This window comes from Planctomycetia bacterium (genome assembly GCA_034440135.1).
Lineage (GTDB): Bacteria > Planctomycetota > Planctomycetia > Pirellulales > JALHLM01 > JALHLM01.
The window spans coordinates 14,863-30,817 of record JAWXBP010000176.1; the positions used below are offsets into that span (position 1 = coordinate 14,863).

Consider the following 15,955-nt stretch of genomic DNA (forward strand, 5'->3'; position numbering starts at 1 on the left):
AGTTGGCAGTCGGCAAAGATCGCCGTGGGGATGTCATGGGGCCGAGAGGAACGTCCGGGGCCGGAAGTCGTTCGGGATTCCGTCGCCTCGTGGTGAAAATCCGCATAGGGCTGCTCACCGAAAATCCCGCGATTGCGAACTGATCTTCAATCGCTTCGACAAATCCTCCAGCCGTGTCACCACCACGTGGATCACGATTCCTTCGCGTTGTAGCTTGCCATGGGCGATCATCGCCGACGCGGTGCGGGCCGCCTGGTAATGGCGTTCCCACGTGTTTTGATGCACCACCAGGTTCGCTACGCCGGTCTCGTCTTCCAGCGTGACGAACGTGATTCCTTTCGCCGTGCTCGGCCGTTGCCGCAAGAGGACCAGGCCGGCCACCTTCACCGGGCCATCGGCCGGCAGCGTGGCGAGTTGTTCCGCCGGCGCGATGCCGAGCCGGTTGAGCTCCTCGCGCACGAACGAAATCGGATGCGCGCGCAATGTCAGCCCGGTCGTCTCGTAGTCCTGAGCCACCTCGGCGGCGGCGCTTAATTCCGGCAACTCGACGAGACAATCGTCTTCCGCCGCGAGTCCCGCCAGGAGCGGCAACTCCTGCGCCTTGGGATCCTGCCCGAGCGATTCCCACAGCGCCTGCCGGCGATTGATCCCCAGCGACCCGAGCGCGTCGGCCTCGGAGAGCGCGGTCAACGCCTTGCGCGGCAGATGCGCGCGGCGCGCTAAATCTTCCGTCGAACGAAACGGTCCGCGCTTCCGCGCGCGCAGAATGGACTCGGCGTGGGATTCGGAAAGCCCCTGCACTAACCGCATGCCCAGGCGAATTGTCAGCGAGCGGTCGACGACTGTGGGAGGCGTCTCCGACGCCGATGGAGACGACATGGGGGATAAATCGGTCGTTGTGTCGTCATCGTCCAACGCATCGGCGTCGGAGACGCCTCCCACAGATATGCGCGCTGCCACAGTCGAATTGACATCGTCGTTCTCCAGCGTGCAATCCCAGCCGCTTTCATTCACGTCAATGCGGCGGACCTCCACGCCATGTTCTTTCGCGTTGCGGACCAACTGCGCCGGCGCATAAAACCCCATCGGTTGGCTGTTGATCACCGCCGCCGTGAACGCCGCGGGGTAATGGCATTTGAGCCACGCCGACACATAGACCAACAGCGCGAAGCTCGCCGCGTGCGATTCCGGAAAGCCATATTCACCGAAGCCCCGAATCTGATGGAACACCCGCTCGGCGAACTCCAGACTCAGCCCGTTGGCCGTCATGCCTTTCAATAACTTCTCCTGGAACTCGCTGATCAGACCGGGACGGCGCCAGGCGGCCATCGCCCGACGGAGTTGATCGGCCTCGCCCGGCGTGAAGCCGGCCGCGACGACCGCCAGCCGCATTGCCTGTTCCTGAAACAAAGGCACGCCGAGCGTTTTTTCCAGCACTTCGCGGATAGCGTCGTTCGGATAGCTGACCTTCTCCTCGCCCGCGCGGCGACGCAGATACGGGTGGACCATGTTCCCCTGGATCGGCCCGGGGCGGACGATGGCCACCTCGATCACCAGGTCGTAATAACAACGCGGCTGCAACCGCGGCAACATGCTCATCTGCGCACGGCTTTCGATCTGGAACACGCCCATCGTGTCGGCCTGGCAGATCATGTCGTAGACGCGTTGATCTCCCTCCGGCACGTCGGCCAAGGTCAGCGCGCGACCGTGATGCTGTTCCACCAGCTCGAAGCATTTGCGAATCGCCGTCAACATGCCGAGGGCCAGGCAATCGACTTTGAGAATGCCCAACTCGTCGAGATCGTCCTTGTTCCACTCGATCACCGTCCGCCCTGCCATGGCGGCGTTCTCGATCGGCACCAGTTCGCACAGTGGCGTATGCGTGATCACCATCCCGCCCACGTGTTGCGAAAGATGCCGCGGGAACGTGATCAAATCTTGTACGAGCGCGACGAGTTGCCGTCCGACAACGGATTCCGGGTCAATTCCCACGTCCGCGCAACGCAGGGCGAGATTCGGTTCGTGATGATAGCCTTCCAAACGCTTGGCCAGCCGATCCACCAGATCGAGCGACAGCCCGAGGGCTTTGCCGACGTCGCGCACGGCGGAGCGCGCGCAATAGCGGATCGCCTCGGCCGTCATGCCGGCGCGGTCGCGGCCGTATTTCTCGTAGATGTATTGCAATACCTCCTCGCGCCGCTCGTGCTCGAAATCGACGTCGATGTCGGGCGCTTCGTTCCGCTCGCGGCTGATGAACCGCTCGAACAATACGTCCAATCGGCCGGGATCGACCGACGTCACGCCCAGGCAATAACAGACCGCGGAATTCGCCGCCGACCCCCGCCCTTGGCACAAGATATTGCGCGAGCGCGCGAAGCGGACCAAATCCCAGACGGTGAGAAAATACGCCTCGTAGCGCAGCTCCTCGATCAGCGCCAGCTCATGCTCCAGCAACTGCCGCAACTTTTCCGACGCACCGCCGGGATAGCGTTCCCGCGCGCCGGCTTCGGTCAGCCGGCGCAAGTAGGTGATCGGCGTCTCGCCCGGCGGCGCGAGCTCCTCGGGATATTCGTAACGCAGTTCATCGAGCGAAAAGTGGCAACGATCGGCCGCTTCGACGGTCCGCTCCAGGCAGCCGGGAAACGCCGCGAACATTTGCGCCAACTCGTCGATCGGCTTCAAATGCCGCTCGGCGTTGACGAACAGCCGCTGCCCGGCCTCGGCCACGGTGCAGCCCCAACGGACGGCGTGCAGCATATCGCCCAGTGCCTGCCGCCTCGGGACGTGATAGTGTACGTCGCCGGCCGCCGCCACCGGTACCCGCGCCGCGCGGGCGAGTTCCATCATGGCCCGCAACCGCCCGCGATCATCCGGCCCGCGATGCAACTCCGCGAGCGCATACGCGCGATCGCCGAACAGTTCGCGATAACTCTGGAGCGCCCCGGGCCGAATCAAGGACTCGGCGCCCTGCCACGCGGACTCCTCGGGATCATGCGACTTGAGCTTGGCCTTCGTGAGCTGCTTGAGCTGAACACCGGGTGGCTGGGGTCGGGCGTACTCGCTCGCCCCCAGAGGTTTGCTTGCTGGGGGCGAAGGAGTACCATCGACCCCAGCCACCCAAGTCGATCGCAGCGCAGTACTCCGGACGCGCGACGTCGGATTCGTTCGCTCCACCAGCGGAACGCAGGCCAACAATCCTTCCTGATGCGCCGCGATGTCGGCGAACAGCAGTTGGCATTCCCCTTTCTCGGCACGGCGTTTGCCCAGCGTCAGCAGCCGGCAGAGCCGCCCGTAGGCCGCGCGATCGGTCGCCAGCAACACGACCGGCGGCGCATCGACCGGAGCGATTTCGGCCCCGATCAACAGCTTCAAGCCCGCCTCCTTCGCCGCCGTATGCGCACGCACGACGCCAGCCAGGCTATGGCGATCGGCAATGGCCAGCGCCGCGTAGCCCAACTCCGCGGCGCGCTCCGCCAGCTCATCCGGATGCGACGCCCCGGTGAGAAAGGTGAAGTTCGTCTTGCAATGCAGCTCGGCGTACGGCACAGGCCCGCTCCTCCGAAATGAGATCGGCAGGATAATGTACAGGCGTGCACTTATTTAGCAAGCCGGGGCGGGATTCTTTTTCCACCGCGGAGACGCGAAGGCGCAGAGAAGGGCAATGAGAGGGTTAGGGATATTGACCATCGACAACCACGGGCGCGTCGTCGTCGATCGTCAGCAACTCCTTGAGTTCGGTTGCACTCATCGTGTCGGGCAGAACGTTCACGCGGCCGTAAACAAAGCTGACGACGCTGAAACCGGAATGATTGCACTTACCGCCGGGCATGGAGCCAGCGCGAGGGCCATGCGTGCCTTTGATGCAATCGTCAAGAGTGACGTCGCGCGGTTCCAGCCAATGGATGCCGCTGCTGTGCGTCTCGATAAGCAGGAGCGTGCGCGCCGTGCCGTCACGGTCACTGACGGCCTGCGTGCTGATCGACTTCCCTATTGGCCAAACGGTGTGATCTCCAATCACCGCGACGTAGCTGGTGTGAAAGTCATTCGTTCCCCGCACGTCGCTCGGACAATAGAAGATATCCATGTGCTTCGTCAGCAACATGCTATTATTCGGACCGTTCCAAGGTTCGTCGAAACGGTACTGTCGATAAAGGTCGTTACGATCCAACTGCGGCAGAATGAGGACGCGCCAACTGTGCATTGGCCTGCCGTTCTCGTCATAGGTTATGGCCGGCGGGAACGCACCGTGAACGGATTCGTAGTTTTGCAATGCTAACGTGATATTCTTGAGATTGTTGATGCATCGAGTGGCAGGGCTGGGCTCGCGATTGACCTTGAGTGTCGGCAAAAACAGAAACAATAGAAACGCAACCACAATGGAAGCGGCGAACAGCTTACCAGACCGCAATACATATGCGGCAAGCGCCAGCGTACCCAAAATAGTGAATCCGGCCGCTGGAGTTGGATCCCAGTAGCGGAACAGCGCCGCGGCGAATCCGCACCAGGACATCAGGGCGAAAAGATGCACGAGTCGAAAGCGCGGGCAACCCAAGGGCGCTTCGGCGCCGGGCGTGTCGTGAGAGTGCGACATCGGTGGAAGTTGTTCCTGCTCGCTGCCCCGTGGTTTTGAGCTTAGCATGGATCGGCGGCGACGTCACGCGATCCGTTGAAATCCTCTGTAATCTTTCCCGCCCCCAGGCGACTCATAGGTAGAGCAAGGAGTCGCCATTGCCGAGCTGGTTCGGCGGACGACATTGATGCGGCGCTGCGGGAACACGGCCAGGCGGTCTGAGGGTTGGTCGTGGGCCTGAGCCAACGAATCTGTACGGCATCCATGCCCGGCTCGCCGGGAAAATGATCTCTCGGTTTTGCCCAACTCAGCGAAATCTCCAAGATCCGTTAGCGTTGTAGTATTAGTCCCTCAACTGGAATAACCGCTTCAGCGCTTCCAACAGCGCATGCGGCGTCCCGCTTTGTGCTTCGTCGCGGAGCGACTCCAGCGGCGGGTGGAGCACTTTGTTCACCAGCCGCTCGAACGACTGCGAGATCTCCCGACGGGCGTCCACATCCAGCGCCGGCAAGCGATTGAACAGCCGTCTCAGCTCTTCGTCCTTCAACTCGACGCACGAATCGCGCAGCCGGCGAATCGTCGGTCCCGTGGCCCGATGATAGAGGTCCGCCATAAACCGTTCGGTTTCTTCCTCGACAATGCGCTGAGCCATAGGTAACTCTTCGTGGCGTTCGTCACGGTTACGGTCGCAAACCGCGGCCAAGTCGTCGATCGTGTAGAGGTAGACCCCGAGGCGATCGCCAATCGCCGGCGCGAAATCGCGCGGGATCGCCAAATCAAGCACAAACAACGGCCGCTGATAGCGCTGCGGCTCGAGCCTTTGAAACATCTCGAGCGTCACTACAGGCTGCTCGGCGCCCGTGGTGCTGACGACCAGATCGGCGTCGGTCAGGCCGCGCGACAGCTGCTCCCACGGCAACACGCTCACGCCCAATCGCTTGGCGAATTCCTCGGCGCGGGCAAGATTGCGATTGACGATGGTCACATCCCGCACGCCTTCCGAACGCAGATACGGCAACGTCTCCTCGGCCATCTGGCCGGCGCCGATCAACAAGCAGCGTTTGTCGTCGAAGCGCTCGAAAATCTGCCGCCCGAAATCGCAAACCGCGACGCTCGGAATGCTGACGCGCTTTTGGTTGATCGACGTCTCCGTCGCCACTCGCTTCGCCACACGCAGCGCGGCCTGAAAGATCCCGTTGGTCAACGGACCCGTGGTGCGCTCGCGTTGCGCCAGTTCGTAGGCCTGCTTGACTTGAGCCAGAATCTGCGGCTCGCCGACGACCATGCTGTCGAGACTAGCGGCCACGACGAACAAATGCCGCACCGCGTCTTCGCCGGTTCGCTCGAACAAGTCGTCAAACAAATCATCTGCGGAAAGCCCGTGGAATTCCGCCAGGAAATTGACCATCTCCTGATGATTCGGCCCGCCGTGCGGAGCGTCGACCGCTGTGTAGATTTCAATGCGATTGCAGGTCGAAAGCAACACCGCCTCGGTATTCGGAAAGCGCTCATGCAGCCGCGCCAATGCCACGCCTGCCTGTGCGGGACTGAACGCCAAGCGCTCGCGCACGCTGACCGGCGAGTTGTGATGGCTGCACCCGACCATTTGCACTTTCATCCGCCGCCTCCCGCCAGCCTACTGTAGCCGTCCTCTGTGAGGCCGGCGGAGAGGACATCGGCGTTCCCAGTCGAGATGGAGATGAGACAGGCATTGTGGACGGCGCCGCCGAGGTCACAGACCTCGGCTACAGAAGAGATTTGATCCGTAGCGGAAGATCGCGGAAGCATGCTCGTCGCGCGGGCGTTGCCGTGATCGGTGTAATAGAGCGTCATCGCCAAAGTCAGGACGAGAAACGCGAAACTCGCGAGGGTCAGATACGCCACCTTGCGCCCTTGCCGCGCCGGACGGTAAACGAGCGTAAACACGCAGGCGGCGACCAACCACAAGAGCATCAAGCCCGAAGTCCACACCACGGGGTCGAGCCACGACATCTGCGCCAGCTGTCGCTGATGCTTGACCAGGTTGACGATCACTCCGGTCAACAGGCCGATGCCGAACAACACCGCCGACAACGGCAGCGAACGAAAGCAAACCGTTTCCAACCATTCCAAACTCGGCAACCGCAATCCAGTTGTCGGCGAGGCCTTACGCTTGAGCAATTGCGCGTGCCAAAGGTATGCCATGCCGCTCAGGAAGCCGCCGATCACGACGACGCTGCCCGCCAACAGCGACAATCCATGCGCCCAACCCCAGAGCATGAGCGCGCGATCGCGCGAGAAATCCGGCTGATCACGAAACTGATACGCCACGCCGATCAACGCCAACACGACTGGCAGCAGGATCAAGCCGCTCGGCGTGCGCGGATGCGCAATTGTGAGATACAAGTACGCGACCGCCAAGGTCCAGGCGGCGGCCAGATACCAATCGAACCAATTCGAAAGCGGCGCCGACCCGCTCGATTGGCTCGCGGCCTCACCTAGCAAAAACAGCGTGTACGCCAGCAATCCGGCCGCGCCGAACCCGACCATCAGCGCTCCGCGCAGCCCGCTCCGAAACCACAGCCGCGTCGCCTCCAATCCCAACGCCACGGCGTAGCTGGCGACAAAACAAAATACTTGAATTCCGCCCATGAGAGTTGCCGGGGGCTAATACATTTGAACCGCAGAGGCGCTGAGACGCAGAGAGGGGAGGCTTAACCGCGAAACGCGCGAAATGACGCGAAAGAGTAACTCATCAGTGGTTGTCTGGTTGAATTCGCAAGACTATCAGTGTTTTTCGCGCCTTTTAGCGTGTTTCGCGGTTACCCTCTTCCCTCTGCGCCTCTGCGGTTCAAACATTTCAATCGTTACTCTTCCCCATTCTCCAGTCCGTAGTCTTTGAGTTTTTTATGCAGCGTGTTGCGGTTGATGCCGAGTTTGGCGGCCGCTTTGATTTGCACGTTGTCGCAGGCGGTCATCACCTGGGCGATCAGCTCGCGCTCCACGCGGTTGACGATCTTGTTGAACAGATTGTCTTCCTGCGGGCCCGCGATCGACACGCCTTGCAGCACCAGCTCGTAGGCCAGGGTTTCCAGGTCGGCATCGCGCAGCCGCGGGTTGCGCGGGCGGCGTTGGCCGAGGACCGTGTCCGGTAGCAGGTCGACGGACAATTCGTCTCCCGGCGCGAGCACCACGGAACGCTCGATGTAGTTCTGCAGTTCACGGACGTTGCCCGGCCAGTGATATTCCTGCAGGGCCTCCATCGCCCGGCGTTCGACGTGCAGGACGTAGCGGTCGTTGGCTTCATTGTACATTTCCAGGAAGAACCCGACCAACTCGGGGATGTCTTCACGTCGCTCCCGCAAGGGGGGCAGGTCGACCGGGACCACATTGAGCCGGTAATACAAGTCGTCGCGGAATCGTCCGGCGCCGACTTCTTCCATCAGATCGCGATTGCTCGCCGCCACGACGCGGGTATCGACGCGGATGGTTTGCGTATCACCGACGCGCTCAAACTCACGCTCCTGCAACACGCGGAGCAACTTCACCTGCAACATCGGCGTGGTGGAATTGATCTCGTCCAGAAACACTGTGCCCGTGTGCGCGGCTTCGAAGCGTCCGGTGCGATTGGCCACCGCGCCCGTGAACGAACCGCGCACGTGACCAAACAGTTCGCTTTCCAGCAGGCTTTCCGGCAACGCGCCGCAATTCACCTTTACGAACGGTCCGCTGCCGCGCGGGCTGAGTTGATGGATCGCCCGGGCGATCAATTCCTTGCCGGTGCCGGTTTCGCCCAAGAGCAACACGGACGCGTTGGTTTTCGCCACCTGGCGCGTGAGCTTGTAGACCCGCTCCATTGCGGGACTCGACCCGATCAAGCCCGGAATCGGGGGACCGGTCTGATTCGTGTTGCCTTGGGAAAACAGGGGTTTCATCAGGAGCGTTGGCTAGGGATTCCGTTCGATTGTCCCGCGTGCAACAGCGACTCAAGGCGGGACTTCAATTTGGCGAGGCGGGCTGGTAGATCGAGGTCCGCTAGAATTTCATCGTCAGGCCGTGTGTCGATTTGGTGTGAACGGATGGCCTCCAAGATCAAGGCAGGATCGAGTTCGACTCTATCTTTGAACTTGTCGGCATGACTGATCATGTATCGGACACCATCCAACAAGGCGGGAAGGGCCGCCACTCTCTCTCGAACGTCGAATTCCAACCAGAATTCCAGCATGCTGCAGAATGAGAAAGCGCCTTCAGAGTCCTCCGTCGAGGCATCGCTTTTCAGATATGACAGAAATGCTTGAATGTAGTAGCAAAATGCCTTGGGGCCCATGTGCATGAAGTCTTCAAGCACGTAGGGACTATCTCGAAACATTGTCTCTGCTTCATCCAGATTCTTGCCGAGAAAATGTTTGATAGCGGAACGCTCATCGAGCGAGTCATAGACATTGATGTCTTGAGCGGTGGGAACGACAGGTTCGCGTAACATGGCTGGCCTCATTTGGGCTTGCTCTCAAGAACATCGAGAACACTTCCCAACAGCTTTTGCGTCGCCTCTTCCGCGGTGGCGCTGGCGTTGTAGCGGTCGTATTGCAGTCCGATCTGCACCGTGGTGAGCAGGATGCCGTGTCGCTTGACGCTTTCCGCGAACGCTTGCGCGGCGATTTCGCGCTGCGGCATTGGCGCCGAGGCGTTGCTCGCCAACGCCACCAGGTCTGATTGCCCGGTGGCGGTCCCCAATTGGGCGAGCGTCGCGGCGGCGTCCGCGGTGAAGGCTTCGTTCCCCAGCAACGGGCGGACGACCGGCTCCAACAGAGCGACGGTAAAGGGCGAGCCGGGTTGCTCCGCCAATTGCCGCGTCCAGGCTAATGCGTACTTCGCTTGATTCAAGCGTTCATCTTTCGATACTGCATTCGCGGCCCGCGGCGCGAGCAACCATTCCAATTGCGCGGTCAGGTTCGCGGTTTCCTGCGGACGCATGATCGGCTGGATGCCGGTGAAGCGGCGGGCGAGTTTTTCGACGATCTGTTGATCGTCGGGCGTGACCACGATGCCGCCGGCGGAATCGAGCGGCGTGGGATTTGCGCGATCGTACGGCGAATAGATCACGCCGATCGGCAATTTGGCAGTCCGCGGATCGCGCCGCAGTCTCGCCAGCAGTTCGCCCGACGTCAGCGCCGCGTAGCGGACGTCGATCAGCAGCAACTCGCAATCGGACGAGGCATTCACCACGCGCTGAATTTCGCCGAGGATGTCGACGCTCTCGGCATCGTACCCGGCTTCCATCAACAAACCGGCGAGACGTTGGGCTTCGGCTAACTTCGGACAGGCGACCACGGCGCGGGGCTCGCCGGCGGTGCGCAGGAATGATTCCAAGGCCTGGGTTACATAGCTGCTGCCGGGAAAGGCTTCGCGGGGCTGCAGTTTGAGAATCGAACGGACCGCCATAAAGCGCACGCGCCGGTCGTCGCTGCGGACCGCTTCGACCAAGGGACTCGGCGCGCTGCCTTGCTGCAACGCGGACGCATCGCCCAAGTCACCGAGGACGCGAACGGCATTGAGTGCAGCGGCGGGATGCCCGTTCTTGAGCGATTCGCTCAACAGCGAACTGGCGACGTCTGCGCCGGCCAGCTTCAATTCGTCAATCGCCGTGCCAGCGCCGTCCGGCAACGGCTGATTCCAACCCGCCTTGGCTTGGGCGGATTCGAGCAAGGCGCCGAAGTAAAGTGTTTGCACGGAGCGTTCCGCGGGCGCGAGGCGGCGGGCGTCGCGGGCCAAACGCTCGGCATAGTGCAAGCCGGCGTCGTGCGGCGGCAACTCCAGCTTCGTGGCCTGGCCGGCCGCGGCGTCCCAGATCCAGATTTCGATCGGCGCCAATTCGCTCTCGCCGAGCAGCACGCGGCGATCGTAATAGGCTTGTGCGCGATTAAACAGAATCGCCGCCCCTTCTGTGACGCTCGGGGCGTGACCCAGCCAATTGGTCACGGCTTCCGACGCCGCCGCACTGACCGCGGCCGGACTGTCGGCGGCCAGAGCCGGAGCGATCAAGTACCAACGGGCTTCCTCGCGCGGCGATTCCGCGAGACAGGCGACGACTTGTTGCTGGAGCGCGAGGTTCTCGGCGTCGAGCGCCGCGACCAATGGCCCGAAGGCATCGTTGCCGAGCGCTTTGATTGCGCGACGGGCGGAGGGATGTTCGGTTTGTTGGGCGGGATCGGCGAGGACTTGCAACAGCGCATTGACCGCCGCGCCACGTCCGGTGCGCAGCAACTCAATCGCGGCGCGCTGCTCGTCCGGTTCGGGTGATTGCAGGCGCGTCAGTAACGCCGCGAGTCGCGCTGGGTCGCTGGTGCGTTTTTCCGCCGCGGCCTGAATCTTCGCGGCCAGATTGGTCGCTGCGGGATTCAGTTCGGCGATTGTCTTGAAGCGAATAAAGCGGGCGCTGCCATGGCGTTCCCAAAGATCGGCCAGTTGGTCTTCCGTGGGCGACGCGGCCAACAGTTTTTCGAGCAGTTCCTTGGCGACAGGCAGGTCGCCTAAATCGGTGACGATCTCGGCGGCGCGGAACAGTTCCAGCGGCGTCGTGGGATTGGTTTCCAGCACGGCTAGCACGGCGGGAATGGTCGATTTCGGCGCCGGGGGTTGCGCCGGCGTTGCGGCAGCGGGCGTTGCTACGGCGGCCTCGTCGGCGGCCACTTCGTCCTGCGCATGCGTCGCCTGACTGCAGGACAGCAGCAAGGCGATTCCCAACCCGATTTGCCAATGCGTTTTCATCATCCAACTCAACTAGGGGTGCGCGCCAAGGTTGCCAACTCAGTGCGTCCTCCGTGCTCGCCGTGCCCTCCGTGGTGAACTCGCTCCTCCCAAATGCCAATTTGCCGATCCACTTCCGCCGGGGCGGTCGAACCGTAGCTGACGAATGCGTTGACGGCATTGTCGACGCCCAATACGCCGTACACGCCGTCGTCCATCGCCGGATAGACCGCGCGGAAATCGTCGAGGCTCAAGTCCGATAGCCGTAACTTGCGCTCGATCGCCGTGCGGACGAGTTGCCCGGTGAGCTCATGCGCCGTGCGCAGGGGCACGTTTTGACGCACGAGGTATTCCATCAACGTCGTGGCGTCGAGGTGGCCGCGGTCGAGGCGTTCGTGGATGGCTTCGCGGTTCAGTTCCGCGCCGGCCACCAACGGGGCCGCCAATTCCAGGCACGCGGCCACGGTGTCGTAGGCGTCGAAGATGGCTTCTTTGTCTTCTTGCAGGTCGCGGTTGTAGGCGAGCGGCAGCCCCTTCACCAGCGTCAGTAGTCGCGTGACGGTCGCCAACACGCGGGCCGACTTGCCGCGAGTGAGTTCGAGGACGTCCGGATTGACCTTTTGCGGCATCATCGACGAGCCGGTGCAGAAGGCCTGTGGGAGTTTCAGGAAGTTGAATTCGGTCGTCGACCAGAGAATCCATTCCTCGGCCCAGGTGCTGAGATGGACGGCGATGAGCGCTAGAGCACTGGCGAATTCGATCACGAAATCGCGGTCGCTGGAAATGTCCAGGCTGTTGGCGGCCACGCCGGCGAAGTTCAGTTCGCGCGCGACGAACTCGCGATCGATCGGCAATGTGGAGCCTGCGAGCGCGCCGGCGCCGAGGCTGAGTTGATTGGCGCGATGGCGGCAATCCACCAGGCGGCCGCGGTCACGTTGGAGCTTTTCGCAATAGGCGAGCCAGTAGTGCGGCGCCAGCACCGGCTGCGCGCGCTGGAGGTGCGTGTAGCCGGGCAGGATCATGTCTTGATCGCGCCGGCAACGGCTTACGAAGGCTGCTTGCACATTGGCCAACAGTTGATCGATACGATCAATGGCTTCGCGGACCCAAAGACGGAGGTCGGTGGAAACCTGGTCGTTGCGGCTGCGCGCGGTATGGAGTTTGCGTCCGATGTCGCCGAGTCGTTCGACTAATGCCTGCTCGATGTGCATGTGCACATCTTCCAACTCGATGCGGAGCGGAAACTCGCCCTGCTCAAACTGGCGGCGGATTTCCGCCAAGGCCTGCACAATTTGTTCGCACTCGTCGTCGGTGATGAGCCCGACGTGGGCAAGCATTTTGGCGTGGGCGGTGGAGCCGGCGATATCCTGCGCGTAGAGGCGGTGATCGAAGGTCACGCTTTCGGTGAACTTCTCGACACGGCGATCCGTCGCCTCTTGAAAAACTCCGCCCCAAGCCTTTTGGGCCACCGGTGGGTCTCGACAGGATGGTCGAGCCTCGCAGAACTTTATTGCAACAACTTATTTACTGTAAACGGCTTAGGACGAACTGTCAACGAGGTTGGTAGGGGAGGAAGCGGCGTTTTTTGGGGGATGAAAGGGGGCTGGAAGGGGTGGATTTGGTGCAATTTCGGGATGGTCGCTGGCGTTTTTTCGAAATCGAATTGGCGTTTTCAGCTAAAAGGCAGTCGTCTACCTAAATCGTTGGGAATTCCCAAGTTGGCTCGATGCGTTTTTCAAAATCGAGTGGCGGCGAGGCGTGGTTGGCTAGCGGATGCCGCGTGCCTCTAGAGCGCGCAGTTCGTCGTACCAGGCGGCCCGGGTGGAGTCGCTGACCTGCGGGTCGGGGAGCAGGGAGCGGCGGGTACAGTTCACCAGGGCCTGGAGGGTTTGGTAGCGGCGGGTGTCCTCGATGGCGGGCGGAATGTGGTCGCGGACGATGGCTTCCACGTCGGCGAGTTCGAGCTTGCTGGCGACGGACTTGGCCTTGAGATGGGACCGCAGCGACGCGAACGAGGCCGCCGAATAGCCACGGGTGAGCTCATCGAGGCGGCGCAAGGGATCTTGGACCTGCGTCGCGGTTGCCGGCGGCGTAGCGACGTCCGAGTATTTGGCGGCGTCCTGGAGGCCGACGGCTTTGAGCACCCAGCGGAGGAATTCCTGCCGGTCTTCGCCTTCGGGATCGAGAACTGGGATGATCAAGTCGCCGACGCGGCCGGGGCGGCGGATATCGGGCGAGAGCAAATGAATCCGCGCGGTCATCAGCAGCCAGATGATGCGGCCGCGGAGCTTGGTGTCGGACATCATCTGTTGAATCTTGCCGGTCAGGCGGCGTTCCGTTTCATGGGCGTCCTGGCCGACGCCGCCGAATTGGGTGTCGGCCTCGTCGACAAAAATCACCGCTTTGACGAGCGCTTCGAGCACGCGGCGCAGGCGTTCGAAGATGACGTCGGTCTGGCCGAACCATTGACTGCGGATGTTCTTCAGCACCAGCACCGGCAGATCCAATTCGGAGGCCGCGGCCTCGAAGATGAACGTCTTGCCGCCGCCGATAGGTCCGGCGACGGCCGCGCCACTTAGAGCATCGTCGCCGGTGGTGCGGAAGCGCGGGAGGAGTTCGGACTGGATGAAATCCTTGAGCTTGGTGAAGCCGACTACGTCGGTAAGGCGATGGCTCGGCTTTTTGAATTCGATCACGTCGTCGCCGAGTTGCGCGCGGATGAAATCCTCGACTTTGGCAATCACCGCGGCGGCGGAGAGCGTTTCGCCACTATGCGCTGCGCCGATCAACAACTGCCGGAGCGCATGCACTGAGAGACCGGCGGTGAATTGCGCGAGTTCCGCCGGGCCGGCCCAAAGCTTCGGGACCGGCATCTTGCGGCCGACCGTGACCTTGGCCGCGGAATCGACGAACCACTCAATGTAATGCTGGCGCGCGGCCATATCGGGCGCGGGGACTTCGACCGAGAGCACCGCTGGCAAGCGGGCCACGCGGGGATGGACTTCGCTGCGCGATTCGGCCAGCAGAATCACTGAGTCGTCGGCGTTCATGAAGCCAGGATCGGAGAACCAATCCTGCACTACGGTGACGCGATGCCGATCACTGGCGGAAAGGCGGGAGAGATCGCCGTCGCCGGCGGGCAACAGAATGTCGGCGCCTTCGATGACGATGAACAAGTTCTCGGCCAGATAGGGCCGGCCTTGCGGCGTGAGCGTGCGCGAGCAAAGGCTGATCTGACGAAGCAGCTCGAGGGCCACAGTGGGTTTGCCGATGGCGTCGCGGACGAGGGCGTCAAACTCGTTTTCGAGCATCTCGCGCTGGGCCTGATCGCGTTTGCTGGAGAGCGCGGCGAGGGCCAGGTCGTCCACTTCGCGCGCGGCGCGCCAGGAGACCCAACTGTTGCGAATCGACAGCCGATGCTGTTCATCGAGTATGCGAATCGGGCCATTCAATTCGTAGACGACGCGAATCAGTCCGGGCACTGCGCACTTGCTGCAGAGGAATTCGACGAGCGGCTGATACTCGCCGCCGTTCTCGCCGGAGAGAAAATACAGATCGTGGATGTTGCCGGTAACCAGCAGGCTGCGCGACTGGCCGGCGTTGATGATCCGCGCGAGTTCCGTGAAGAAGCCGTACTGCGGGGCGGCGTTGGCCATGGGAGAGTGCTTTATCCCTCGATAGTGCGCGACGGCAAGGTGAGCACGCGCTCGACCGCCGCTTGGATATCGGATTGTACCGCGGCGATCTCGCGCGCGGCATCGATGACAATAATGTTCTGCGGTTGCGTGGCCGCTTCGGTGAGATAGCCTTGGCGCAAATGATCGCGGAAGGCGTCTCCCTGGCGTTCCATGCGATCACGCTCGCGCTGCATGCGGGCATCGGTGGTTTCCGGCGGCGCGTCGAGGACGATCGTGAGGTCGGGCAATAGGCCGCCGGTGGCGACCTTGCCGACTTTCCAGATATCGCCGGTGGGCAGTCCGCCGGCGTGTCCTTGATAGACGACGCTGGCGAGTAAGTAGCGATCGCTCAGTACTGTCTTGCCGGCCGCCAGCGCGGGGGCGATGATTTCTTCGACCAACTGCGCGCGCGACGCCATATAGAGCAACAATTCGCTCTTGCGCGAAATGGCCAGGCCTTCGGTATGAAGGAGCAGGTGGCGGATTTTTTCGCCGAGCGGCGTGGCACCCGGGTCGCGACAAGTGACGACGTTCTGACCGCGCGCTGCGAGCCAGGCGCGCAGTAGTTCGATTTGCGTGGATTTACCAACGCCGTCGGCGCCGTCGAGGGAGATGAAGAGTGGCCGCATGGCGTGATTGTAGCGAACCGGACTGCGGGCGCGATGGCTGAGGGGGGTGGAAATCGCCGCGCTCCCCCAGGGAAGGCCGGCTGGGTTGATATGTGTGGCGAGATTGTTGGGGGCCTTCCCTGGGCTTGGCGCGCGATGTGCTGTCGACTGACTTCGTGGTGGGACTCGCTGTAGAATTTCGATCGTCAGCTATCTGAGGCATCAAGGAGAACATCGCATGGCCCGATTCACGACGAAGGACGGCACGGAGCTGTATTACAAGGATTGGGGATCGGGCCGGCCGATCACGTTCAGCCATGGTTGGCCGCTGACGGCCGACGCTTGGGAAGCGCAGATGTTTTTCCTGGCGTCGC

At 62.1% G+C, this 15,955-nt stretch carries 11 protein-coding genes; 1 reads left to right on the forward strand and 10 read right to left on the reverse strand.

Going from position 1 to position 15,955, the window contains the following annotated elements; genetic code table 11:
• Window positions 1–114: 114 nt before the first annotated feature.
• The 10 genes from SGJ19_10195 to tmk all read right to left on the reverse strand — a co-directional run bounded on the left by SGJ19_10195 (window position 115) and on the right by tmk (window position 15,602).
• Entirely contained in the window at window positions 115–3,546 is a 3,432-nt protein-coding gene (locus tag SGJ19_10195) for an error-prone DNA polymerase (protein MDZ4780611.1), read from the reverse strand.
• Window positions 3,547–3,670: 124 nt separating this feature from the next.
• Window positions 3,671–4,591 carry a DUF1559 domain-containing protein gene (locus tag SGJ19_10200; GenBank protein ID MDZ4780612.1) on the reverse strand — a complete coding sequence of 307 codons (921 nt, stop codon included), beginning with the start codon at window positions 4,589–4,591 and terminating at the stop codon, window positions 3,671–3,673.
• A gap of 322 nt (window positions 4,592–4,913) precedes the next feature.
• On the reverse strand, window positions 4,914–6,188 hold the full coding sequence (gene hemA, locus SGJ19_10205) for a glutamyl-tRNA reductase (protein MDZ4780613.1): 1,275 nt from the start codon (window positions 6,186–6,188) through the stop codon (window positions 4,914–4,916).
• Window positions 6,185–7,201, reverse strand: a complete 1,017-nt coding sequence (locus SGJ19_10210; GenBank protein ID MDZ4780614.1) for a cytochrome C assembly protein — start codon at window positions 7,199–7,201, stop codon at window positions 6,185–6,187. Before SGJ19_10210 ends, hemA begins: the two co-directional genes overlap by 4 nt.
• A 215-nt stretch (window positions 7,202–7,416) precedes the next feature.
• A complete protein-coding gene (locus SGJ19_10215) occupies window positions 7,417–8,484 on the reverse strand; it encodes a sigma-54 dependent transcriptional regulator (protein ID MDZ4780615.1) in 1,068 nt (355 codons plus the stop codon).
• Window positions 8,484–9,032 carry a hypothetical protein gene (locus tag SGJ19_10220; GenBank protein MDZ4780616.1) on the reverse strand — a complete coding sequence of 183 codons (549 nt, stop codon included), beginning with the start codon at window positions 9,030–9,032 and terminating at the stop codon, window positions 8,484–8,486. The genes SGJ19_10215 and SGJ19_10220 overlap by 1 nt, the downstream gene beginning before the upstream one ends.
• A gap of 8 nt (window positions 9,033–9,040) precedes the next feature.
• Entirely contained in the window at window positions 9,041–11,320 is a 2,280-nt protein-coding gene (locus tag SGJ19_10225) for a hypothetical protein (GenBank protein MDZ4780617.1), read from the reverse strand.
• A gap of 5 nt (window positions 11,321–11,325) precedes the next feature.
• Window positions 11,326–12,765, reverse strand: coding sequence for an argininosuccinate lyase (gene argH / locus SGJ19_10230; protein ID MDZ4780618.1), 1,440 nt, complete (start codon window positions 12,763–12,765; stop codon window positions 11,326–11,328).
• Window positions 12,766–13,062: 297 nt separating this feature from the next.
• The gene (locus SGJ19_10235; GenBank protein MDZ4780619.1) at window positions 13,063–14,952 is read right to left on the reverse strand and encodes an ATP-binding protein; all 1,890 of its coding nucleotides are present in this window, start codon (window positions 14,950–14,952) and stop codon (window positions 13,063–13,065) included.
• 11 nt (window positions 14,953–14,963) lie between these two features.
• Complete coding sequence (gene tmk / locus SGJ19_10240; protein MDZ4780620.1) at window positions 14,964–15,602, reverse strand: dTMP kinase; 639 nt, start codon at window positions 15,600–15,602, stop codon at window positions 14,964–14,966.
• Between the two features lie 217 nt (window positions 15,603–15,819).
• On the opposite strand from tmk, the gene SGJ19_10245 reads away from it, so the two are divergent.
• On the forward strand, window positions 15,820–15,955 hold a 136-nt coding region (locus SGJ19_10245), incomplete at its 3' end, for an alpha/beta hydrolase (GenBank protein ID MDZ4780621.1).